Genomic DNA, 23,441 nt, shown 5'->3' with positions numbered 1-23,441 from the left:
ATGAACGTAGGAGCTGTATTAACTAACAAGTATTTTTATTTGCTGACGGGTGTTGTGGTCTCGCTTGTCAGTTATGTGTTGTTGCTAGCCGCAGGTTTACCACAATTACCCGCCACAGCAGCTGCCATTACGCTGTTAACTGTGATTTGGTGGGTGAGTGAAGCCTTACCTATTCCCGTTACATCGCTCGTACCTTTTGCACTGCTGCCACTATTTGGCGTGATAGATCATAAAACTGCTGCATCAGCATTAGGTAGTCACGTGATATTGCTGCTGATGGGGGCATTTATGCTGTCAAAAGCGCTTGAGCGCAGCAAAGTGCATGAGCGCTTAGCAATTTACATGATTAATATGGTTGGGCTAAGCAGTGGCAAACGCTTGGTATTTGCTTTTATGCTGTCAGCTGCAATGCTCAGTATGTGGATTTCAAATACAGCAACCACGTTAATTATGCTGCCAATTGCGTTAGCGATTATCAGCAAACTAGACAATAAAGTACTGGCTTGTGCGCTTATTCTTGGTATTGCGTATGCCGCAAGCTTAGGTGGCGTTGCAACCCCGATAGGTACGCCGCCCAATGTGATTTTCATGGGGGTTTACCAAGAAAACGTAGGCCAAGAAATGGGCTTTCTGGCCTGGATGAAAATTGGTGTGCCGGTTGTGGTGCTTTCACTGCCTTTAATGGCACTCTGGCTGACCAGAAATGTGAATACCTCGTTAGATATCGATTTACCTAAACTAGCGCCGTGGCGTACGGAAGAAAAACGTGTACTTTGGGTGTTTGGCTTAACTGCGCTCGCTTGGATCACTAGACAAGAGCCTTTTGGCGGCTGGACTGGCTTATTGGGGTTAAAAGGTATTGGTGATAGCACTGTCGCGCTTGCTGCTGTGGTGATCATGTTTATTGTGCCAAATGGCCGAGTAGACCAAGAAACAGGTCAGAAGGGCAGGCTGCTTGATTGGCAAACGGCACAAACAATCCCTTGGGGGATGTTATTGCTATTTGCTGGTGGTATTGCGATTGCAAAAGGTTTTGTGAGCTCTGGCTTAAGTACTCTTATTGGTGAATGGCTATCTTCATTAGCAACTATTCCGTTGATTGCTATGGTGTTGGTAATTTGTTTAGTAGTAACTTATTTAACCGAAATTACCAGCAATACAGCCACTGCAACGCTACTCTTGCCAATATTAGCGGCGGCGGCTTTATCGGTAGGTGAAGACCCACGAATTTTTATGATCCCTGCAACAATTTGTGCAAGCTGTGCATTTATGTTACCTGTGGCGACTGCGCCTAATGCCATTGCGTATGGAACGAATATGTTGGAAATCAAAGATATGGTAAGGGAAGGCTTTGTATTGAGCTTGCTGACCGTAACGGTCACCACTGGTGTCTGTTACTGGCTGCTTGTGTAAATTGTTACTTGTATAAATCGAAGTGCAGTTAGCAAAGAGCGCCGAAAGGCGCTCTAATTTTTTGTAAAGTAGCTTGTTGCTTTGAACTAAAGATTTTTGGCAACGGCAATACGCGTGGTTAGCACAGCTGCAAGCAATGCAGTATAAACACCGTAAACCACAACCATCCATTGCGGCATGCTATAGCCTAAAAACTGCCAACTAATTTCACCACAATCGCCTGTTGCTTCGAACAATGCTGGTAACCATTCATGCAAAGGCGCCCAGCTTGGGAAGTTTGGTGTAAAGTCACAGGTAAAAAACAGTGATAAGGTTGCGCTTTGCATTTCGACATGTTCAAGTGCGATGATTAGGCCCCATATTGCGCCTGTTCCCCACAGTCCATAGCCAGCTAGTCGAGCAACCAATTGATTAGGGGCGAGGTAGCCAACAACGCCAGCAAAAAAGATCGCCCAAATTGCCACCCGCTGATAAATACACATAATGCACGGCGCTAACTCCATCACATATTGAAAATACAGGGCCGCGAATTCTAGACCCAGCGCCGAGGTGGCTAACAATCCCCAAGCTTGTTTTTTCGTGGCGAGATTACTAATAAAATTCACGTAGTTTCCTTATAGTTATAGCGAATACCAATCGTCAAATTATTTCATTTAATTGGTTTCACAGCATTTTATTGAAGGTGTTGTATTGAGGGCATTGTATCGAACAGGGCGCGAAAAAAAAGCACCGTTAAGGTGCTTTTTGTTAATAAGTTTTGCGACTAGTGTCCGCTAGGGGCCTGCGCTTCAGAAGCTTTATGATGATGGATAATACCAGCATCGTAGAAGTCTTGTGTTTTTGACTCTAAGAAACCGCTAGAAATGGTAATTAGGCCAACCGTTGTTAACACTAAGGTGTATGGCAGAGCCATGACCACCATACGACCGTATGATAAGCGAATAAGCGGTGCCAAAGCTGAAGTTAACAAGAACAAGAACGCAGCTTGGCCATTTGGTGTTGCAACACTTGGTAAGTTTGTTCCCGTGTTGATGGCAACTGCTAACATGTCGAATTGATCGCGAGTAATGTGACCCGCTAACAAGGCTTTCTTAACTTCGGTAATGTAAACCGTGCCAACAAATACGTTGTCTGAAACCATTGATAAGAAACCATTTGCTAGGTAGAACATCACTAGCTGCATATTACCTTCAAAGGTTAATACCCAATCAATAACTGGCGTGAATAATTGTTGGTCAATAATTACTGCAACCACGGCAAAAAATACGGCCAGTAGTGCAGTAAATGGCAATGCCTCTTCAAATGCATGACCAATTTGATGCTCTTCGTTTACCCCAGTAAATACTGTTGCGAAAATAATAACGCTTAAGCCGATTAGGCCAACGGCCGCAAGGTGAAGTGCTAATGCGATAATTAACCAAATACCTACAATACCTTGCATCACTAGTTTTACTTTATCGCGAGTCGTACGCTTTCTTGATTCTTCAGCGTCGAAATCTTGCAAAATAGAACGTACGCTCTCTGGTAAATGAGCGCCGTAACCAAACCATTTTACTTTTTCCAGTAACACACAAGTGAGCATACCAGCAATAAATACAGGTGCAGTCACAGGTGACATACGAATAGCGAACTCAACGAATTCCCAGTTAGCTTGTTGACCAATAATTAGGTTTTGTGGTTCACCAACGATGGTACAAACACCGCCTAGCGCGGTACCGACACCAGCGTGCATTAGCAAGTTACGTAAGTAAGCACGGAAGTCTTCTAAGTCGTTGCGTGACACGTCATGCACATCACCATCATGTGTGTGGTCATGGTCGTGCGCAATTTCTTTACCTGAGGCAACTTTGTGATAAACCGAGTAAAAGCCAACCGCGACACTGATGATTACCGCAATTACCGTTAACGCATCTAAGAAAGCTGATAAGAAGGCGCTAGAAAAACAAAACAGTAAAGACACCATCGTTTTTGAGCGAACTGTCGTAATGATTTTAGTGAATAAAAACAGTAACAGGTTCTTCATAAAGTAGATGCCCGCAACCATAAAGATCAGTAGCAGCAGAACTTCAATATTGACAATAAGTTCGTGGAGTACTTGCTCAGGCGAGGTCATGCCAATAACTACTGCTTCGATAGCGAGTAGGCCGCCAGGTTGCAGGGGGTAACACTTTAGTGCCATTGCTAAGGTGAAAATAAACTCTAGAACGAGTGCCCAACCGGCAACATAAGGACTAACGTAGAAAAATAAAATGGGATTAATAACTAAGAAAGCAATAATGGCGTATTTGTACCACTCCGGCGAATTACCGAGGAAGTTTTTGAAAAACGCACTCATAACTGACTGCTGCATAACTAACCTTTTAGAAATTTAGTTTTAAAGTATCGTGCCCAGAAAACTGGTATATCGATACATTTTTCGACAAAGTTGGCAGAATATATCATATAAAAATAGACATAATTAGGGCTGGCTACAATTTTTTGCAGTTTACTTGATCTGTCGTATGACTGCTTGCTAGTCAATGTATTTATTGGATTGTTTGTGTTTTCAGTAGCTGGCGAGTAAATACTCTAAAGCTTGGTTGTCGATATAGAGAGTGAGAAAGGCAAGTTTGTTTATGGTTAGTTGGTGAGTAAACACTCTAGAACTCTGGTTTATAGGCCGCAATTTCATTTTGACATGCTTCCGTCTAGCTAAAGACTTTGCCAAATAAAGCGTTATTATGAAAACTCGTCGAACATTGTCATTCGACGAGTTTATTGCGGGCGCGAATTGCTAGTTAATTTGTCCAAACAATTTTATCGCTGTGGGCGTGAGCGATAATATCGGCGAATTTCTCTTCTATCGAATGCCTTTTAACTTTTAATGTTGGTGTCAGTAGGTCGTTGCCAATTGACCACTCTTCGTTAAATACCACTAAGCGATCAAGTCGTTGATGGCTTTCTAGCGTTTGATTGATGCTATTTAAGGTCTCAAGCAAGCTTGCCTCGTTATCCGCCTTGCTTTCTTTTTTTGCATCTTCAGATAAAACAAGTAAGCCAATTGGTTGGGCTAAGTTGGTGCCAGTTACACACACTTGCTCAACACTCGAGTTTTCCATAATTTTGGCTTCAATTGGCGCTGGTGTGACATATTTGCCTTTTGCGGTTTTGAATATATCTTTTAATCGACCTGTGATGCGGTAATAGCCATCACTGTCAACAACGCCTTTATCACCAGTTCTTAGGTAGCCATCATTGGTAAATACGTCAGAGGTTTTTTCCTGGTCCTTGTAGTAGCCAATCATGTTGCAAGGGGCTTTCAATTGAATTTCACCATCTTCGGCAATACGCATGTTTACACCGTCATAGGCTTTGCCGATTGAGCCGACTTTTTCTTTTCTAAACGGTATACAACTCGTGCCATAGGCTGCGTTTTCTGTCATGCCCCATGCTTCACAAATATCAATGCCGATTTTTCCAAACCACTCTATTGTGGCTGGTGCTAAAGGTGCCGAGCCCGAGGCATAATGCCTTGCGGAGTCTAACCCCAATTGTTTTCTTATTTTTGACGCGACTTTTTTGCCAATAATAGGTAAGGCTAGTAAAAAGTTGAGCTTTTTCTGTGGAACTTTTGACAAAATTCCCATTTGAAATTTTGTCCACAAGCGCGGTACTGAGACAAACAGCGTTGGGTCGCAATTCTTTACATCGCGCGTAAAAGTATCGAGTGATTCAACGAAGTACAACTTAATGCCTGAGTAATACCCAGAAAGCTGTATCAAGGCTCTTTCGGTGATGTGTGCTAGTGGCAGGTAGCTCATGACGCGATCTTCGGTACTCACACCCAACACATGAATTGAGTTACTGGCTGCCCAGCTTAAGGTTCGGTAAGTGTGAACAACACCTTTGGGTTGCCCAGTACTGCCAGAGGTGTAAATAATACTGAAAATATCATCCATATCAGGCACTGGGCTGTCAGCTATTGGGTCAACATTAGTGAACTCTTCCCAGGAAATTGGCACATCTGCACCTTCATACGGAAAAGCAACTTGTTTGACGTTATCCGGAAGGTAACTAATTGATGCTTTAGGGTCATCCAGTTTGCCAACAAAAATCATTTGGCATTCCGCATGTTCTAATACGTAATGTATTGTGTCTTTGCCTGCGGTTGAAAAAATGGGTACCGACACATGACCTGCCATTGCTATCCCTATATCAGCAATGATCCAATGTGCACAGTTTTTAGAAAGAATAGCAATGCGGCTGCCTTTAGGGTAGTTACTGGCGCGTAGTGCCGCAGCGACTTTTCGTGCTTCGGTGATGGCTCCTTTCCAAGTGAATTCGATGTATTCGCCATTAACTGGCTGGGTCATATAAAGCATATCTGGATGCTCGCTTTCCCAATGATAAAGCATCGATATAGGTGAAGTAACAGTGCTTTGCGCGGTATTGTTAGAATTATCTTGTGACATGCCTACTCCATTGTTGTATAAATTTTACTCGCTATATAGTAATAGTTATCTATGAAGCAAACGGCAAGAACTTTTTAAACTTAAATTCAATGGTTTAGGTTTATCTAACAGTGCTCCTTAGCGCTGCTTGATCTTGTTAGCAATCAATTGATGCCTTGTCTTTAAGTGCTTTGTTTCTCGGTACTTTATTTCTCTGCACATTGTGTCTCGGTACTTTGTTTTTCGATAATTGCTTTGACAGCAAATGCACCTTGATAGTTTTGATAAAGACCTGATAGATAAATTTCACTGCTTTAGCTTTTTCACTTTCCCAGCTAGTCGCAATATCGTCTAGCAATTTACATTGAATTCACATTGCACCCGTTAACTTAGGCCACATAAAACAATACCTATAGGAAACTAATGAATTATGTTGTCGAAAAAGTTAAAGAATGCACTATTAGTTGGCTGCGCGGTATGCTCAGTATTTTCGTTAGGCACGACTTCTGTGCACGCAGATCAAAATAATATGTCTGGTGTTGGTGATTTTGAGCAGAAATTAAATGCTCTCTTAGCCGAGCATCAGCTACCTGGGGTTGTGCTGCATATTGAGCATCAAGATAAACTCGTCTTACATCGCGCCTACGGCAAAGTGAACATCAATGATGATCGAAACATTGCTAAAGACGATATTTTTAGAATTTATTCTATGTCTAAGCCATTAGCTGCAGTAGCGCTATTGCAACTAGTTGATAAGGGACTTGTTAGCTTAGAGGCAGATATTCGAGACTATCTACCCGCATTTAAACCATTTGAATATCAAGGCCAGCGCCAAAGAGTCACGGTACATCAATTACTCAGCCATACTGCGGGGTTTGGCTATGGCGGCGGTATTAAAAATTGGGTGGATTTTCGCTACCTTATCGCCAATCCCTTGTCGAGGCGCAATGACTTATCTGACTTGGTCAATGACCTATCAGGAATCGATTTGAAGTTCATACCAGGCAGTAAATTTGAATACAGTATCGCGAGCGATATTCAAGGTGCCATCATTGAAGCGGTCACCAATCAGCCACTCGAGGAATATTTCCAACATAACCTGTTTAGGCCTTTAAAAATGATAGATACGGGATTCTATGTACCACAAGCAGATCATCGTCGTTTGGTTGACATGTATGAGTATGATGCTGGTACCTTTGAAAAGGCCTATACCTTCAACAAAGACAACATTTTGTTTGTTGAAAAGGCCCAAGATTCTGAATTCTTAACTAAACCAAGATTAATTTCAGCAGGTGGGGGGCTAGTATCAACCGCGCAAGATTTTGCTAATTTCGCGGACATGTTGGCAAATGGCGGCGTGTTCGAAGGGCAGAGAATACTCTCAGAAGAATTAGTCTCTCGCATGGTAAGCTCACACATTGAAGGCTTAGACAAACACTTTTTGCCGCGCGTATACCATGGTGCTGGTTTTGGCTACGGTATTGGTGTAAAAGAGGTGGCTGGTGACAGCCGAGCGCAAGGCAGCTTCTTTTGGTCGGGGCTTGGCGGCACGGTATTCTGGGTTGACCCAATAAATGAATTGCAAGTTGTCGTGATGTTTCAGGTTGAGGACGGCTGGGTTGGCATGGAAAAATGGATGATAGAGCACGTATATCCATTTATTGGCTCATTGGCTGATGCAAAAAAGAAAAGTTAAAACAGTTAAAAACTAAAAATAATAAATAGGCATTAGATGACGGCAATACTAGTAATAGAAGATGATATTGATATTTCTCAGGGGATTGCTGAGTACCTATCGGTTAAAGGGTACGAGCTCGATTTCGCTTACAATGGAAGGCAAGCCCTACACCTGATTGAAAGCAATCATTACGACCTTATTCTGCTTGATTTAAATTTGCCTTATGTGGACGGTTTAGATGTTTGCCGTTCACTACTAACTGAACACTTAACCGCGGTACCTGTCATTATTATGTCGGCGCGCTCAAAAGAAACTGACATCTTGAAGGGTTTTGACTCAGGGGCATGGGATTATTTAGCTAAGCCCTTTTCCTTTGCCGAATTATCGGCGCGTATTACTGTTTGTTTGGCAAAGGCGGCACATGCGCCCCAAAAGCTATCTGTTATCGAAAAAGCAGGCGTGACACTAACACTTGATGACATGACGTTGTCAGTGGCAGGGCACTGCGCGCAGCTACATCAGGTTAGCTTTGAGTTTGTAAAGTTGCTGATGGAGCAGTATCCGTCGGCGGTAAAAACGTCTACTATTCATCGCTCCTTGTGGGGGGAAGAAACTCCTGACAGTGATCCACTGCGAGCACATGTTTATAAAATGCGAAAACAATTTAAAAGTGAGTTTGGCCAAGAATTTATCACCACGGTGCGCGGGGTTGGGTATAAATTTGACATAGACGAAAGCGCAATAGGGTAGATAGCTTATATGTCAACAGAAAAGTGGATGAAAAAGACCCCCACCAGAACCTTATTTAGTCGACTAGTCACTATTATTTCCGGCCTTACATTTAGCATTGTTGTGCTGTTTACAGCAGCGACACTGTTGATCACCTATTCATTTGAAGATGCCTTGTTTAATGACCGATTAGCGCTGGCCCATGCCAAGGTTAAAGAGGGTGAGGCGCTACCCTATAATATTCAGCTAATCGACAGCTTGGGAGAGTTGGCACCGAATTTGGTTCAGCAGTTGCGATATTTTGAATTTGATCAAAGCAGCGAATTTGGTGAGTTTAGTGTTGAGCAACGCCACTATCATTATTTGACAACGGCGCAAGGTACCCTGTTATACGATACCACTGATGTTTCTGTGGTGGATAAAGCATTAAACGATGTTTTGCTTATTCTATTGGTACTGCTTATCCCAACGGTGCTGTTAACGTTTTGGGTGGCAAATGTATCTGCACGCTACGCATTGAAACCCTTTTCTCAACTTAGCCATATCTTTACTCATGTAGAGTACTCTTCTCAACAAGGAAATGAGTTAATCGAAGAGCTTAAAGAACAAGACGTCAAACATATAGCGTTGGAATTGCAGCAGGCATTGCAACAAAAAGCAGAGCTATTGTCGCAACAAGAATTGTTTAATCAAGGCATGGCTCATGAGCTTCGCACACCTTTGCAAGTGATGAGAAATTCTGTTGAGCTTTTAACTGCATCTAATCCTGATTTGGCAGGTACTGGCGCTATACAAAGACTTGAGAAATCGATGAGTCGAATGAATCGGCTTAGCAGTGGTTTATTATGGCTAACGTCAGAGCAGTCATTCAGTGGTGCTACGAATGTCACCAAGACAATAAAGCAGGCCTTAATGCAGCTAGATGATGCATGTAAAGTTCACGGTATCTCTGTTGAACTGGTATTAGACAACAACTATGACGTTGCAATGCCAGAAGAGGTATTAGAGCTCATTATTTTTAATCTGTTTAATAATGTAGTCCATCATGGCAAAGCAGAGGGAACAAACGTTATTTGGCATATAGAGGCTAAAAACAAACGACTTGTTTTTTCAAATTTAGCGGCAGAGCAGCCTGAATATCAGCTGCAAGAGCGGCATTTTGGGATTGGATTAGCCTTAGTCTCACGCCTTACCAAACGCTTCTCGTTAGTCGCTTTTTATCAAACGAATCAAGACAAATTCAGCGCAATTATCTCTCTGGTTTAGTTCTGGCTTAGCTCAGTTTACTTTCAATTTACCTTTAGTCGTTAAGCTAACGCACGTAGTTAGCTCTTCCATGAATGCTAAGACTTATCTACTTAAGTTGGCTGTAGATATTGGCAACCACTGCAGCTAGGGGTTTAAACACATTAATAGGTAAATTATGGAAGCATTAACGGTGCATGATGCAGTGCAACTAATCAGGCTAAATGAGGATGCAATTTCAACGCAGTTTCAAGTTTGGCTAACCATTACGTTTTCAACCATAGTCGCAACGTTTGCTGGCAGGAGTTTATTGACAAGGAAGACCAAATGGTTGGTAACGCTACTTTATCTATTAGCTTCAATGGCAACGCTCTCTTCTAGTATTTATTTAGCGGAAAGCAATGCGCGAATAGTCAGCACAGTTGAAGGACTAAGTAGTTTGTTTTCACCACCAATATTTGCCGGCACAGCTTACTTGTCGCTTTTTATCGCAGGCATAACGACAACCGTTTACTTTATTCATATGAAAATAGGTGAATTGCTACAAGCTCCTACTTAATGAATGGCATTGAGTAGGGTATTGGCTGGCATAGGAACGAAGTTGTTAGTTTCTCCATACTAAGTTAGATCACGCTAGGTTGATATTAACGAGATTAATTCAACTTATACTCGCTATCAAAATTGGGCTGTCAAAATTGCAACCTACCGTAAATAGCCATTCTAAGCGGCATTCGCCACACACTAGCTGATAACTTAACTGGTTGTACAAGTTGGATGTTCTGGTACAATCAGTCTGAATTAAAGATGCAGGCAATTGAGGCTAAGAAAAAAATGGTAATAAAAGCACAGAGTCCAGCAGGTTTTGCAGAGCAGTACATTGTTGAATCTATCTGGAATGGTGGCTTTCCTCCTGGCTCAATTTTACCCGCTGAGCGCGAACTTTCTGAACTTATTGGTGTTACTCGTACAACTTTACGAGAAGTGCTACAGCGATTGGCACGCGATGGCTGGCTAACGATTAAGCACGGTAAACCAACAAGAGTAAATAACTTCTGGGAAACATCTAGCCTGAACATTCTTGAAACCTTAGCACAGCTTGATCACGAAGGTGTTCCAGAGCTAGTTGATAACTTAATGTCAGCGCGCACTAATATTAGCGCAATTTATGTGCGTGGTGCGATTAAGAATAATCCTGAAAAAACTATTGAGCTATTGGAAGCTTATAAAGAAGTTGAAGATGACGGTGAAAAGTTTGCTGACTTCGATTATCGACTTAACAAAGAGTTGGTAATGGCGTCGGGCAATTCTATTTACTTACTGATCTTAAATGGCTTTAGAGGGCTGTATTCTCGTTTGGGTGGCTTATATTTCCAGCACCCAAGAGGTCGAGAAATTTCTCGTGGCTACTACCAGCGTTTAATCGATCTAGCTAAGGCTGGCAAATTTGACGAATCAGTATTTGCGGTACGTAAATACGGTGTTGAATCTGGCCAATTATGGCTTGAATTGAAAGATGAAGTGTTAAAAGAACTCGCTGAATAAAATACATTTGCCCATAAAAAAACGGGTAAAGGCTTAGCCTTTACCCGTTTTTTTATGGGCAAATGTAAATAAATATTTCATTGTGATAAGTGGTTGGTTAATGGTGATAAACGGTGTTTATTTATGGGTATAGTACCTCTAAAGTTTAATGGAATGACTAAAATATCAACGATGAGCTAAGCTGTTAAAGGACTCTGTTGATTTAGTAAAGGAATGAACATGACTAAAAGAATCACCATTTTTGGCGCAGCATTTGTGCTTATGCAATTTCTCGGTGGTAGTGCGCTTGCAGAGAAAATAGACGAGTGCAATACCGATACGTGTATCAACTACTTCGAACAATACAGAAAGGCCGCCAAGCGCGGACACTCACTGGCGATGCTGACGTTAGGTCAGTTTTATCATCATGGTTATGGCACACCTAAAAACGAAAAAATGGCGTTAAAGTTTTTCAAAAAAGCTGCCCGTGCTGGTTATACATCAGCACAATTTAAAGCTGGTTATATTTATATGACTAGCAAGGACCTGCAAGATTTAGATAAAGCTCAAGATTACCTAGAAAAAGCAGCTAAATACGAGTATGACGGTGCCGACTTCCTCTTAGGTATGATGTACTTAGATGAAAAATATGGCGTTCAAGATTTGACTAAAGCTGATAATCATTTCGCCAATGCTTATCAGAGAAAACACGAGCAACTACCTAATGTGGTGAAGTTTATTAATGCCAAATATGAGTCGCCGGACAAAGCCTTTCCTGAACTATACAGTTTGTTGAATCAAAAGCCGCTGGTGACGAATGAAAATGGTGAATTGGCGTGGTATGACGATGGTGTAGAGGTTATCACCATTACTTCTCCGCCTTTGCAAACAACATTTAATCGACAGTTGGTCACTTTTCGCAAAGCCATTAAATCAACAGGTACTCGCTTCAAAGGCAAAACGTGTGTCGAGCGCCTGACCTGCTTGCAACGTGCAGAGATTGCTGACGCAACTGATTTTAGGCACTTGTTTTTAGATGGTTTTAGCGGAAATGCTTATGCGCAATAGTAAACATCTAAACTTTCTTTAAAATGTTTACTTATGAGCGTGCAGGAACATAGAACTTTAAATTGTTAATCAAGGATAGGCATAAAATGATAAAACTCTCACTCTTTATTGGCACACTGGTCGCCGTTATGATGCTTGGCTCAACGTCGGCATTTGCAGAAAAAATAGATGAATGTAATACAGACTCTTGTATAAATTACTTCAAGCAATACAAAAAGGCTGCTAAACGAGGGCATTCGCTGGCAATGTTAACGTTAGGGCAATTTTATCACCACGGCTATGGTGCGCCTAAAAATGAAAAAATGGCGTTAAAGTACTTTAAAAAGGCTGCTCGTGCTGGTTATACCTCGGCGCAATTTAAAGCAGGTTATATTTTTATGACCAGTAAGGAATTGCAAGATATTGATGACGCTCAAGATTATCTTGAAAAAGCCGCTAAGTATGAATACGACGGTGCAGACTTTTTACTCGGTATGATGTTCTTAGATGAAAAATATGGCGTACAGGATCTTGCGCTTGCCGATGATCATTTCGCTAAATCATACGCTCGCAAGTATGAGCAAATTCCGAATGTTATTAAATTTATTACTGCTAAATACGAAACACCAGAAAAGGCTTTTCCAAAGCTTTATGCCAAAATGAACGAAAAACCTTTAGTGGCTAAAAAAGATGGTGAGCTTGCTTGGTACGACGATAACATCGAAGTTATTACCATCACATCACCTCCTTTGCAGACTACCTTCAATAAACAATTAATGACCTTTAGGCAAGGGATTAAAGCGACAGGAACGCGCTTTAAAGGGAAGACTTGTGCTGAGCGCTTAACTTGTATGCAACGTGCAGATATCGCCGATTCAACAGATTTTGCTAACCTATTCTTACAAGGCTTTACTGGCAAAGAAGTCAACGGCGGTTAATGTTAACCGACGAAGAATAGCGCATCGCAGTCTAATGGCGCTGCGATGCATCGATTTTGCGCGGTAATTTGAATTAGCGTTAATTTGCTCATTTGCGTTAACAGTGACTAAAAGGTTTGGAGTCACTTTGCTAGTGATGGTGTTGAAGGGCTTTCTGATTACTCTTTTTTGTTCGTCAGCTATAGCCGAATAGGTAACGGCGGCGGCAATGGCCGATTGTAAAACGATCTTTATTTAGCATGTCCTGGTGAGGCGTGTTTTTTGGTATTAGTCTCTTAGGTATTGTCTTTATGTTTCATCTTCTTGAGCTAGTGGGCAACTCGCTAGCGCTATTTCATCACCAAACTCATCTTCTTGTACCAGCTTGACGTTGAATTGCCACAAGTAGTGTAAATGCTTAAGTACCTCATCTTTTGAGTCACCAAGTGGTACTTTGTTGTATGGCGTATGCTTTAACGTCAGTGAACGATCGCCATTAACATTGGCGTCCACAATCTGAATGTTAGCTTCTAGATTACTTAAATTGTATTGGTTAGATAGCGTTGAACGAATCTGCTGATAGCCCATATCGTTGTGTATTGCGCCAACTTCAATGTAATTAAATTTGTCGTTGTCATGAATGTGGAATAGCTTGAAATCACGGATGATTTTCGGTGAAAGAAACTGGCTAATAAAACTTTCGTCTTTAAAGTTTTGCATAGCAAAATGCACAGTTTCAAGCCAGTTAGTACCCGCTATATCAGGAAACCAACGTTTGTCCTCAGTTGTCGGTTTTTCACATATTCGGCGGATATCCATAAACATATTAAACCCTAATGCATAGGGGTTAATGCCAGAGTAATAGGGGCTATTGTATTCTGGTTGGGCAACAACATTGGTGTGACTATGCAAGAATTCCAGCATAAATTTGTCGCTTAGTAACCCCTCATCATACAAATGATTCAGTATGGTGTAGTGCCAAAAACACGCCCAACCTTCATTCATTACTTGAGTTTGTTTTTGCGGGTAAAAGTACTGAGATATTTTGCGAACAATTCGGACAATCTCTCGTTGCCATGGCTGGAGCAAGGGGGCATTTTTCTCGATGAAATACAAAATGTTTTCCTGCGGTTCACTTGGAAAACGGGTTTTGTTTTTTTGTTTTTCTGCTGATTGAGTTGGCAGGGTGCGCCACAAGTCATTCACTTGTGATTGCAAGTAAGCTTCCCGCTCTTCTTGGCGCTTTAATTCTTCATCTAACGATATCTTTTGTGGACGTTTGTAGCGATCAACGCCGTGATTCATGAGTGCATGGCAGGCATCCAATGTTGCTTCAACGTCATCAATGCCATATTTATGCTCACATTTGGCAACGTAATTTTTTGCAAACAGTAAGTAGTCAATAATTGAACTTGCATCTGTCCATGATTTAAACAGGTAATTCCCTTTGAAAAATGAGTTATGCCCATAGCAAGCGTGCGCCATAACAAGTGCCTGCATGGTCATGGTGTTTTCTTCCATTAAATAGGAAATACAGGGATCTGAGTTGATGACAATTTCATAAGCTAAACCCATTTGACCACGCTTGTAGGTGCGCTCTGTTTGGATAAACTTTTTGCCAAAGGTCCAATGGTTGTAGCCAATAGGCATACCAACGCTAGCGTAAGCGTCCATCATTTGCTCGGCAGTAATTACTTCAATTTGGTTGGGGTAAGTGTCGAGTTGGTAATGCTCGGCAACGCGCGCAATTTCCGCTTGATATTGTTCGAGCTTTTCAAATGTCCAATCTGGGCTGTCGTCTAATGGTTTGCGTGTGGTCATAACGCTCCTTAATCACTTTATCTCGCTCTATCGCTATTACTGCGTTGAGTTTGGTTATGCGGCAGATTTTTCGTCTTTTTTGAACAGCTCTCTAAATACGGGGTAAATATCTTCAACTGACTTAATATGGCGCATGGCAAAATAACTGCACTGGCTAGCCACTTCTTGATATTGGTGCCATAACGTTTGATGAGCACGTTGCGTGATTTCGATATAACTAAAATAACGAGATTTAGGTAAAATTTTATTCATTAATAACTGTTTACACAGCGGTGAATCGTCGGCCCAGTTATCGCCATCTGATGCTTGCGCACCATAAATATTCCAATCGTTTGCACTGTACCTGTCTTGAATAATTTCAGTCATCAGTTCAAGTGCGCTTGATGCGATAGTGCCACCGGTTTCCTGTGAGTAGAAAAATTCTTGTTCGTCCACTTCTTTCGCTTGGGTATGATGACGTATGTAAACAACATCAATCTCTTTGTAGGTTCGCGTTAAAAAGAGATAAAGCAAAATATAAAACCGTTTAGCAATGTCTTTCGTGGCTTGATCCATAGAACCCGATACATCCATTAAGCAGAACATTACCGCCTTTGATGTTGGAATGGCTTGTTTTGCATAGTTGCGATAACGTAAATCAAAGGTGTCGATAAAAGGCACTTTACTGATTTTTTCTTTTAATTCGTTTATTTGCTGCTTGAGTGTCTTTTCTTCTTGAATATGATCGTGTGGGTCTGCCTCAAGCTTAGCAAGCGCTGCTTGGCATTCCTTGAGCTCGCGGCGTTTACTTGATGTCATGGCGATTCGGCGAGCAATTGACCCTTGTAGTGATTTAACTATATCAATATTTGCTGGCACTCCTTCAGCACAGAAGCCACTTCGCACCGTTTTATATTCGACTAACTTGTCTAGTTGATTTTTTTCAAGGTTAGGTAGTGCTAAGTCTTCGAACAGTAAATCGAGGTATTCATCTTTGGAGATGGAAAAGACAAAATCGTCTTCCCCTTCGCCAGAATTACTCGCGTTGCCATTACCTGATCCTTGGCCTGCACCTTGTGGTGGTCGATTAATGCGATCACCGGGGGTAAATTGATCATTGCCGGGGTGAACGCGGTCGCGAATACCACCATTGCCTTGATGAAATATAGGTTCGCTTAAGTCTTTTTTAGGAATAGTAATGCTTTCGCCACTATCAACGTCAGTGACACCGCGCTTGTTAATGGCATCGGAAACCGACTTTTTGATCTGGCTTTTATAGCGGCGAATAAAACGTTGGCGGTTAACCGTACTTTTATTCTTACTATTTAATCGTCTGTCAATAAAGTTCGCCATACTGCAACTCCTTAACGGCTTAGCTATTACATCTTTGCTAAGACGACTTTCTTACGCGCAAATACCATTCAGATAACAGTCGCACTTGCTTCTTGGTGTAGCCCTTGCTCATCATACGTTCGACAAAATCGTCGTGCTTTTGTTGATCGTCAGTTGAAGTTTTGGTGTTAAATGAAATAACCGGTAGCAAGTCTTCCGTATTTGAGAACATTTTCTTCTCAATGACCGTGCGCAGCTTTTCGTAACTTGTCCAATTAGGGTTTTTACCGTTGTTGTTTGCTTTTGCGCGTAAAACAAAATTAACAATTTCATTACGAAAGTCTTTGGGGTTGCTAATACCTGCTGGCTTTTCGATTTTTTCTAATTCGTTATTCAATGCCTCACGGTCAAATAGTTGGCCTGTTTCAGCATCGCGATATTCTTGGTCTTGAATCCAGAAATCGGCATAGGTGACATAGCGGTCAAATATATTTTGACCATATTCTGAATACGATTCTAAATATGCCGTTTGAATTTCTTTACCAATAAACTCGATGTACTTAGGTGTTAAGTAACCTTTAATAAATTCTAAGTAACGCTCTTGGGTTTCTTTGGGAAGTTGTTCTCGTTCTACCTGCTGTTCGAGCACGTAAAAAAGGTGCACAGGGTTGGCAGCCACTTCTAAATGATCGAAGTTAAACACCCGCGATAGAATCTTAAAGGCGAAGCGGGTTGATAACCCTGACATGCCTTCATCAATGCCTGCATAGTCGCGATACTCTTGGTAAGACTTAGCTTTAGGGTCTGTGTCTTTTAGGCTCTCGCCATCATAAACTCGCATTTTTGAATAAATGCTTGAATTATCAGGCTCTTTCAAGCGTGACAACACTGAGAACTGGGCTAGTGTTTCTAATGTGTCTGGTGCGCACTGTGCCTCTTTTAACTCACTGTTTTCAATTAGTTTCCTGTAAATTTTGACTTCTTCAGAAATACGCATACAGTAAGGCACTTTTACAATATAAACGCGGTCGAGAAACGCTTCATTGTTTTTGTTGTTTCTAAAAGTCTGCCATTCGCTTTCATTGGAATGCGCTAGAATCATGCCGCTAAAAGGTAGCGCCGATAATCCTTCGGTTGGATTGTAATTGCCTTCTTGTGTTGCGGTTAATAGCGGATGTAGCACTTTAATTGGTGCTTTAAACATTTCAACAAATTCCATCACCCCCTGATTAGCGCGGCACAGCGCACCTGAGTAGCTGTAGGCATCAGGGTCATTCTGAGCAAAATGTTCTAACTGACGGATATCAACTTTACCTACCAATGCCGAAATATCTTGGTTGTTATCATCCCCCGGTTCAGTTTTCGCAATGGCGATTTGATCCAAGATAGACGGGTATACTTTAACGACTTTAAATTGCGCAATATCGCCTTTGAATTCGTGCAGACGTTTAGCTGCCCATGGCGAAATAATAGACGTTAAATAGCGGGCTGGAATGCCGTATTCTTCTTGTAAAATTTTGCCATCGGCGTCAGGGCTAAATAAGCAAAAAGGGTGATCATTAACTGGGCTGCGCTCACCATTAGCGCTTAATACGTATATGGGCTCTTGCTGCATTAGCGCCTTCAGCTTTTCTGCCAAAGATGATTTACCGCCACCAACGGGGCCGAGTAAGTAAAGAATTTGCTTCTGCTCTTCTAAGCCTTGTGCCGCGTGTTTTAGGTAGGAAACGATTTGCTCTATGGCATCTTCCATACCATAGAAATCTTTGAATGCGGGGTAACGAGCAATAACACGATTAGAAAATATCCGGCTGAGCGTGGGCTCAGTGGATGTATCAATCATTTCTGGCTCGCCAATGGCGCTGAGTAAGCGTTCTGCACTGCTGGCGTAGGCCATTTTGTCTGAACGACAAATATTGAGAAATTCTTGCAGAGAAAATTCTTCTTGCTGCGCCTGTTCATAGCGAGATTGGTAGTGCGTGAAAATGCTCATAACTGTCTCCCATACCTAAATTAAGGCAACAATAATTAAGACCGACAAAACAGGGGATATATTTATAAGCTTAGTTGGATTTTAGATTTCGGCGAAAAAAACTCACAGTTTTTTGTAATTTTCTTTGCTCACTAAGTGTATTTAAGACGCTGAATTTGCGGCATAAAAAAAGCCGACAATGTCGGCTTTCGATAAATATTGCTTGCTAGTTTAGCTACGCTTGGTGGCTAAACCAAGATCAACTTACACAGGGTCAATTAAGCAAAGTTTGCTGAAGCAAATTCCCAGTTGATTAACGCCCAGAATGCTTCTAGGTAGCTAGGACGTAAGTTGCGGTAGTCGATGTAGTAAGCGTGTTCCCATAAATCAACAGTCATTAGTGGAGTTACGCCATCTTCAGTTAATGGTGTTGCCGCATTTGAAGTGTTAACAATGTCTACACCGCCATCAGCTGTTTTAACTAACCAAGTCCAGCTTGAGCCGAAGTTGTTTACTGCTTTGTCGTTGAATGCCGCTTTGAATTCTTCAAAAGAACCGAATTTAGCGTGAATTGCGTCAGCTAGTGCACCTGTTGGCTCACCGCCACCGTTAGGGCTTAAGCTGTTCCAGTAGAAAGTGTGGTTCCAGATTTGTGCAGCGTTGTTAAATACGCCGCCTTCTGAAGACTTAACGATTTCTTCTAGAGATTTACCCGCAAAGTCAGTACCTTCAATTAAGCCGTTTAATTTAACTACGTAAGTGTTGTGATGCTTACCGTAGTGGAACTCTAAAGTTTCTTGTGAAATATGAGGTGCTAATGCGTCCATTGCATACGGTAAAGCTGGTAATTCAATAGCCATGTTATTCTCCAGAAATTTATATTGATTAGAAAATTTTATTCTTAAACAAACTCATCTATAGGTTTGTTTTTCTGAAAAACCTAGTAAAATACTCAGGTTTTTTGAAGCCACGCATAGTGTACCGAAATTTATAGGTATTGCTAGCGCTATTATCAAGGCTTTAACGCTATAAAATAGATGATTTTTATTTGTTGGTAGGTTGGTGTTGAAAATATCGTTAACTGCCCATATCAATCATTGTTATCGCATAGTTATGTGCATAGTCAACGCGTAGTTATCACAAGAGGTTATTATGGAAACGATTGAACGCATTAAACAGCAAATTGCTGAGAACTCTATTTTACTTTACATGAAGGGTTCGCCAAAATTACCAAGCTGTGGTTTCTCAGCGCAAGCGGCTCAAGCGCTAATGTCTTGTGGTGAAAAATTTGCTTTTGTTGATATTTTACAAAATCCAGACATTCGTGCAGAACTTCCACAATATGCTGATTGGCCAACATTCCCTCAACTATGGGTTGAAGGCGAGCTAATTGGCGGTTGTGACATTATTCTAGAAATGTTCCAACAGGGTGAGCTGCAAACCGTTATTAAAGAAGCTGCGGCGAAAATGAATACCGAAGAAAACTCATAGTATTTTCTTGTATTAATATTTTCTGAACTTAAAAAAGCCCGATTGAAACGCTCAATCGGGCTTTTTTATTGTCTGTTATGCTATTGCACGTGCAATAACAATTTGAATAAAAGCGTTAGCCTAATGGCCAGCCGCCTAAACTACGCCACTTGTTAACAATTGTGCAGAACAGCTCTGCTGTTTTTTCTGTATCGTACAGGGCTGAATGGGCTTCGCCGTTGTCAAAATCGATTTGTGCGGCTTCACATGCTTTTGCTAACACGGTTTGCCCAAAGGCAAGGCCAGATAACGTGGTGGTATCAAAGCTTACAAACGGGTGAAACGGACTGCGTTTAATATTGCAACGTTCCACTGCTGCATTAAGAAAACCTAGATCAAAGGCGGCATTGTGGGCAACCATCACAGCGCGCTGGCAACCTGCTGCCTTCATTTTCTTTCTAACTAATTTAAATATTTCTTTAAGTGCATGCGCTTCTTGAACATTGCCGCGCAGTGGGTGAGTAGGGTCAATACCAGTAAAAGCCAGTGCAGATGGTTCCAAGTTTGCACCTTCGAACGGCTCAATGTTAAAACATATGCTTTCGTCGATACTCAGTTCACCAGTGTTTTCATCAAGTGATAATACGCTGGCTGCAATTTCTAATAGGGCATCTGTTTTGGCATTAAAACCAGCGGTTTCAACATCAATAACAACAGGGAAATAACCGCGAAACCGCTGCGCAAAAAGTGATTTTTCAGTGGTGGGTTCGGCATTAGTGTTTACAACGTCTGACATGCTTTTTTTGATCTAGCCTAAAATGCCAGGCATTATCGCAAAAAATCATGTTAATCTCGACATTAGCAATTTAAAAATGCGCGAATTATCGCTAAAGTTAGTGAAATAAATGCCGATAAAAACCTGTCGGATAAAGAATGTAAGTTCCTGTTATGAATAATTTGTTGCTTTCCACGCTAGGCAAGGTTTCGCAAAAGATGTCATTTTTCAAATTAGATACAAGTTGTCGTTCAACAAAAGTAACTCAAAAGCTAGGTACTATTTTGGGTACTGGCCTTGCTGTGGCTACCATCTTAACCGCAAGCACTGCTAATGCTGGTGTTCGTCAATATACTGCATCTTTGGAAAATTCACACTGGCAGGTTACCAATAATTCTCGTTTAAATTGTACTTTATCGCACAATATTCCCAATTACGGCGAAGCTAAATTTGTCAGTAAAGCGAACCGCAATAATAACATGCTGTTTGAACTTGATATGCTGCGTTTGCCAGATAACTACTCGCTTGCTGAGGTAAGATCTGTCGCGCCGAATTATCGCCCTGGCATGAACAGCTACACTATCGCTGATATGAAGCTATACAAGCAGTTTTCACCGAGTTTAGATAAGAAAGTTGCGTGGACTATGCTAAGCGAACTTGAGCAGGGCATGAATCCAACGTTTTACTACAACGATTGGTATAGTGACAACGACAAAATATCTGTTGGTTTATCCAATGCGCGTTTTATGCGTGCTTACAAAGAATTTGTTGGCTGTGTTGGCAACTTATTAAATTATAGCTTCGACGATATTTCGTATACCGTACTTAATTATCAATCAAACAGTGACAAGTTTACCAAAGCATCAGAGCGCAGAATGGCGATGATCTCACAGTACTTAAAACTAGACACTGAGTTAGAACTGGTGTTGATTGATGCATATTCAGACAGCTACGGTGGCCGTTGGAATAACTTAGAGTTATCAAAACGCCGTGCGAATAAAATTCGCGAATATTTTGTTAAAAACGGCATTGATACAAGCCGTATCGAAGCCAAAGGTTATGGTGAGAAGCGCCATATTGCATCGAATGAAACTATCTTGGGTCGCGGCCAGAACCGTCGTGTGGTTATTCACATGGAAAAGCCGATCGAATTCTAATAGCATATACTGCTAACAATTTTGAATATGGCTGTAGGTTAGGGTTAACTTACAGCCATATTTTTTTGTCTCCTTCATTCACGAGAAAAACTAATGAAAAGAATAATAACGGCATTAGTGTTTTGTGCTGGGCTGGTTGGCAGCGCATTTGCACAAACGAAAGATGCTTATACTTACGCAAATTATGATCAGGTAATAACCACGCATACTTACCTAGATTTGGCCATTGATTTTGACAACAAGGCGTTAAAAGGATTTGCCGAGCTAGATTTAAAGTGGTTAGTTGATAACAAGCAGCCAATTTACTTAGATACGCGCGACTTGATTATTCATCGCGTGATGGCAAAGCGCACGGGTGGTGCTTGGCAAAAAGCTGACTATACACTGGCACCTCGCGACAAAGTTTTGGGTAGCAAATTAACGGTCAATGCGCGTATTAAAGCTGACAAACTCAGAATATATTACGAATCGACCGCCAAGGCTTCTGGTTTACAATGGCTAACGCCAGCGCAAACTGCGGGCAAAAAACTACCATTTATGTTTAGCCAAAACCAAGCAATTCACGCTCGTTCTTGGATCCCAGTGCAAGACACGCCAAGTGTTCGGATGACATACACAGCCCGTATTTCAACGCCTGATAACGTATTGGCGGTGATGAGTGCTAATAATGACCCAGACACTAAGCGCGATGGCGACTATTTCTTTGATATGCCACAACCGGTACCGCCTTATTTAATTGCGATTGCAGCCGGCGATTTGGTGTTTAAACCAATGAGTGACATTACCGGTATTTACGCCGAGCCTAGCTTAGTTGACTCTGCGGTTGCTGAGTTTAATGACACCCAAGCCATGATTGATGCAACCGAAGCAATGTATGGTGAATACCGTTGGGGCCGTTACGATTTACTAATTTTGCCACCTAGCTTCCCGTTTGGTGGCATGGAAAATCCGAGACTATCTTTTATCACTCCAACCGTTATTGCTGGTGATAAAAGCTTGGTCAACTTAATCGCCCACGAGTTAGCACATTCTTGGTCAGGTAATTTAGTGACGAACGAAAGCTGGCGCGATTTATGGTTAAACGAGGGTTTTACCAGCTATGTTGAAAACCGCATCATGGAGCGTGTGTTTGGTCGAGATCGCGCAGTGATGGAGCAGTCGTTAGACGCACAAGGCTTAAGCTTTGAAATTGCAGAATTAGCGCCGGGTGATACCCAGCTATACATTGATTTAGCGGGTCGAGACCCCGACGACGCCTTCTCTGGCGTACCGTACACGAAAGGTCAGTTATTCCTTATCTACCTAGAACAAAAATTTGGCCGTGAAATTTTTGATAAGTTTGTACGCAAGTATTTTGACGACCATGCCTTCCAGCCTTTAGGCACTGCAGCATTCGTTAAATACATTGACGCCGAGCTCTTAGCTAAGCACCCGGGTATTGTTTCTCAAGAAGAGATTAATGAATGGATATTTGAGCAAGGTTTACCAAGCTATGTACCAAAGCCTAAATCAAATGCATTTACCATCATTGATACGCAAATTAATGACTTCATTACTGGAACATTGTCAGTAGACACATTGCCAACAACTGAGTGGACTGTGCATCAATGGCTGCATTTCATTAATAACCTTCCGTTAACGATCAGCCAAGCGCAAATGCAAGCATTAGATAAGCAGTTCAACCTAACCAATAGCACTAATGCTGAAAAAGCCCACGCTTGGTATTTATTAGCGCTGCGCACTGGCTACGATGCCGTATATCCCGCAATGGAAAAATATTTAGTGGGCATTGGTCGTCGCAAATTAATTGTGCCACTTTATAAAAAGTTAGCAGAAACCGAGCAAGGTAAAGCGTGGGCAACACGTGTTTATCAGCAAGCTCGCCCAGGCTACCATCCATTGGCCCAAGGTACAGTTGATACAATCTTAAAGTAAAAATTACTACTGTAACTAGT

General features: G+C 41.7%; 19 protein-coding genes. 11 read left to right on the top strand and 8 right to left on the bottom strand.

The annotated features are described in order from the left end of the window. Nucleotides 1–1,413 (top strand): SLC13 family permease, encoded by a 1,413-nt coding sequence (locus DXX94_RS04325; RefSeq protein ID WP_116014089.1) that lies wholly within the window; start codon nt 1–3, stop codon nt 1,411–1,413. Between the two features lie 86 nt (nt 1,414–1,499). On the opposite strand, the gene dsbB is transcribed toward DXX94_RS04325, so the two are convergent. The 3 genes from dsbB to DXX94_RS04310 all read right to left on the bottom strand — a co-directional run bounded on the left by dsbB (nt 1,500) and on the right by DXX94_RS04310 (nt 5,864). Continuing rightward, nucleotides 1,500–2,018, bottom strand: a complete 519-nt coding sequence (dsbB, locus tag DXX94_RS04320; RefSeq protein WP_116014087.1) for a disulfide bond formation protein DsbB — start codon at nt 2,016–2,018, stop codon at nt 1,500–1,502. A 158-nt stretch (nt 2,019–2,176) separates the two neighbouring features. Next, complete coding sequence (gene nhaB, locus DXX94_RS04315) at nt 2,177–3,763, bottom strand: sodium/proton antiporter NhaB (protein WP_116014085.1); 1,587 nt, start codon at nt 3,761–3,763, stop codon at nt 2,177–2,179. A 427-nt stretch (nt 3,764–4,190) separates the two neighbouring features. Then, nucleotides 4,191–5,864 carry an AMP-binding protein gene (locus DXX94_RS04310; RefSeq protein ID WP_116014084.1) on the bottom strand — a complete coding sequence of 558 codons (1,674 nt, stop codon included), beginning with the start codon at nt 5,862–5,864 and terminating at the stop codon, nt 4,191–4,193. 409 nt (nt 5,865–6,273) lie between these two features. On the opposite strand from DXX94_RS04310, the gene DXX94_RS04300 reads away from it, so the two are divergent. The 7 genes from DXX94_RS04300 to DXX94_RS04270 all read left to right on the top strand — a co-directional run bounded on the left by DXX94_RS04300 (nt 6,274) and on the right by DXX94_RS04270 (nt 13,001). Further along, the gene (locus tag DXX94_RS04300) at nt 6,274–7,539 is read left to right on the top strand and encodes a serine hydrolase domain-containing protein (RefSeq protein WP_116014081.1); all 1,266 of its coding nucleotides are present in this window, start codon (nt 6,274–6,276) and stop codon (nt 7,537–7,539) included. Between the two features lie 36 nt (nt 7,540–7,575). Then, nucleotides 7,576–8,271 carry a response regulator transcription factor gene (locus DXX94_RS04295; RefSeq protein WP_116014079.1) on the top strand — a complete coding sequence of 232 codons (696 nt, stop codon included), beginning with the start codon at nt 7,576–7,578 and terminating at the stop codon, nt 8,269–8,271. A 27-nt stretch (nt 8,272–8,298) separates the two neighbouring features. Continuing rightward, nucleotides 8,299–9,516, top strand: a complete 1,218-nt coding sequence (locus DXX94_RS04290) for a sensor histidine kinase (RefSeq protein WP_181901476.1) — start codon at nt 8,299–8,301, stop codon at nt 9,514–9,516. A 157-nt stretch (nt 9,517–9,673) separates the two neighbouring features. Next, nucleotides 9,674–10,054: a hypothetical protein gene (locus DXX94_RS04285; protein ID WP_116014076.1), complete on the top strand. Its 381-nt coding sequence runs from the start codon at nt 9,674–9,676 to the stop codon at nt 10,052–10,054. A 272-nt stretch (nt 10,055–10,326) separates the two neighbouring features. Then, nucleotides 10,327–11,037 carry a fatty acid metabolism transcriptional regulator FadR gene (gene fadR, locus DXX94_RS04280; protein WP_116018287.1) on the top strand — a complete coding sequence of 237 codons (711 nt, stop codon included), beginning with the start codon at nt 10,327–10,329 and terminating at the stop codon, nt 11,035–11,037. Between the two features lie 219 nt (nt 11,038–11,256). Continuing rightward, nucleotides 11,257–12,084: a tetratricopeptide repeat protein gene (locus tag DXX94_RS04275; RefSeq protein ID WP_181901475.1), complete on the top strand. Its 828-nt coding sequence runs from the start codon at nt 11,257–11,259 to the stop codon at nt 12,082–12,084. 86 nt (nt 12,085–12,170) lie between these two features. Further along, nucleotides 12,171–13,001 (top strand): tetratricopeptide repeat protein, encoded by an 831-nt coding sequence (locus DXX94_RS04270; RefSeq protein ID WP_116014073.1) that lies wholly within the window; start codon nt 12,171–12,173, stop codon nt 12,999–13,001. A gap of 288 nt (nt 13,002–13,289) precedes the next feature. Here the strand turns inward: DXX94_RS04270 and DXX94_RS04265 are convergent, their stop codons facing one another. The 4 genes from DXX94_RS04265 to sodB form a co-directional block, all read right to left on the bottom strand. Continuing rightward, nucleotides 13,290–14,801: a SpoVR family protein gene (locus DXX94_RS04265; RefSeq protein WP_116014071.1), complete on the bottom strand. Its 1,512-nt coding sequence runs from the start codon at nt 14,799–14,801 to the stop codon at nt 13,290–13,292. Between the two features lie 54 nt (nt 14,802–14,855). Continuing rightward, nucleotides 14,856–16,133: a YeaH/YhbH family protein gene (locus DXX94_RS04260; protein ID WP_116014069.1), complete on the bottom strand. Its 1,278-nt coding sequence runs from the start codon at nt 16,131–16,133 to the stop codon at nt 14,856–14,858. Between the two features lie 37 nt (nt 16,134–16,170). Then, entirely contained in the window at nt 16,171–18,105 is a 1,935-nt protein-coding gene (locus DXX94_RS04255) for a PrkA family serine protein kinase (protein WP_115999783.1), read from the bottom strand. 257 nt (nt 18,106–18,362) lie between these two features. Then, on the bottom strand, nt 18,363–18,944 hold the full coding sequence (gene sodB, locus DXX94_RS04250; protein ID WP_116014068.1) for a superoxide dismutase [Fe]: 582 nt from the start codon (nt 18,942–18,944) through the stop codon (nt 18,363–18,365). A gap of 292 nt (nt 18,945–19,236) precedes the next feature. On the opposite strand from sodB, the gene DXX94_RS04245 reads away from it, so the two are divergent. After that, nucleotides 19,237–19,575 carry a Grx4 family monothiol glutaredoxin gene (locus DXX94_RS04245; RefSeq protein WP_115999785.1) on the top strand — a complete coding sequence of 113 codons (339 nt, stop codon included), beginning with the start codon at nt 19,237–19,239 and terminating at the stop codon, nt 19,573–19,575. Nucleotides 19,576–19,690: 115 nt separating this feature from the next. Here the strand turns inward: DXX94_RS04245 and rnt are convergent, their stop codons facing one another. Then, entirely contained in the window at nt 19,691–20,350 is a 660-nt protein-coding gene (rnt, locus tag DXX94_RS04240; protein WP_116014066.1) for a ribonuclease T, read from the bottom strand. A 197-nt stretch (nt 20,351–20,547) separates the two neighbouring features. On the opposite strand from rnt, the gene DXX94_RS04235 reads away from it, so the two are divergent. Both DXX94_RS04235 and DXX94_RS04230 read left to right on the top strand, forming a co-directional pair. Next, nucleotides 20,548–21,486, top strand: a complete 939-nt coding sequence (locus tag DXX94_RS04235) for a flagellar protein MotY (protein ID WP_116014064.1) — start codon at nt 20,548–20,550, stop codon at nt 21,484–21,486. 93 nt (nt 21,487–21,579) lie between these two features. Further along, complete coding sequence (locus DXX94_RS04230) at nt 21,580–23,421, top strand: M1 family metallopeptidase (protein WP_116014063.1); 1,842 nt, start codon at nt 21,580–21,582, stop codon at nt 23,419–23,421. Nucleotides 23,422–23,441 lie beyond the last annotated feature (20 nt).

The sequence above is a fragment of the Thalassotalea euphylliae genome, assembly GCF_003390375.1.
Classification (GTDB): Bacteria; Pseudomonadota; Gammaproteobacteria; order Enterobacterales; family Alteromonadaceae; genus Thalassotalea_F; species Thalassotalea_F euphylliae_A.
The sequence above is the reverse complement of the archived record's forward strand: the minus strand, read 5'-3'. Positions and strand labels throughout refer to the sequence as shown.

Coding starts and splice junctions, on each gene's coding strand:
- nhaB (WP_116014085.1), bottom strand. CDS start 3,763: ATGCAGCAGTCAGTTATGAGTGCGTTTTTCAAAAACTTCCTCGGTAAT.
- DXX94_RS04275 (WP_181901475.1), top strand. CDS start 11,257: ATGACTAAAAGAATCACCATTTTTGGCGCAGCATTTGTGCTTATGCAA.
- DXX94_RS04285 (WP_116014076.1), top strand. CDS start 9,674: ATGGAAGCATTAACGGTGCATGATGCAGTGCAACTAATCAGGCTAAAT.
- DXX94_RS04300 (WP_116014081.1), top strand. CDS start 6,274: ATGTTGTCGAAAAAGTTAAAGAATGCACTATTAGTTGGCTGCGCGGTA.
- fadR (WP_116018287.1), top strand. CDS start 10,327: ATGGTAATAAAAGCACAGAGTCCAGCAGGTTTTGCAGAGCAGTACATT.
- DXX94_RS04270 (WP_116014073.1), top strand. CDS start 12,171: ATGATAAAACTCTCACTCTTTATTGGCACACTGGTCGCCGTTATGATG.
- DXX94_RS04260 (WP_116014069.1), bottom strand. CDS start 16,133: ATGGCGAACTTTATTGACAGACGATTAAATAGTAAGAATAAAAGTACG.
- DXX94_RS04310 (WP_116014084.1), bottom strand. CDS start 5,864: ATGTCACAAGATAATTCTAACAATACCGCGCAAAGCACTGTTACTTCA.
- DXX94_RS04325 (WP_116014089.1), top strand. CDS start 1: ATGAACGTAGGAGCTGTATTAACTAACAAGTATTTTTATTTGCTGACG.
- DXX94_RS04235 (WP_116014064.1), top strand. CDS start 20,548: ATGTCATTTTTCAAATTAGATACAAGTTGTCGTTCAACAAAAGTAACT.
- rnt (WP_116014066.1), bottom strand. CDS start 20,350: ATGTCAGACGTTGTAAACACTAATGCCGAACCCACCACTGAAAAATCA.
- DXX94_RS04290 (WP_181901476.1), top strand. CDS start 8,299: ATGAAAAAGACCCCCACCAGAACCTTATTTAGTCGACTAGTCACTATT.
- DXX94_RS04245 (WP_115999785.1), top strand. CDS start 19,237: ATGGAAACGATTGAACGCATTAAACAGCAAATTGCTGAGAACTCTATT.
- sodB (WP_116014068.1), bottom strand. CDS start 18,944: ATGGCTATTGAATTACCAGCTTTACCGTATGCAATGGACGCATTAGCA.
- DXX94_RS04230 (WP_116014063.1), top strand. CDS start 21,580: ATGAAAAGAATAATAACGGCATTAGTGTTTTGTGCTGGGCTGGTTGGC.
- DXX94_RS04265 (WP_116014071.1), bottom strand. CDS start 14,801: ATGACCACACGCAAACCATTAGACGACAGCCCAGATTGGACATTTGAA.
- DXX94_RS04295 (WP_116014079.1), top strand. CDS start 7,576: ATGACGGCAATACTAGTAATAGAAGATGATATTGATATTTCTCAGGGG.
- DXX94_RS04255 (WP_115999783.1), bottom strand. CDS start 18,105: ATGAGCATTTTCACGCACTACCAATCTCGCTATGAACAGGCGCAGCAA.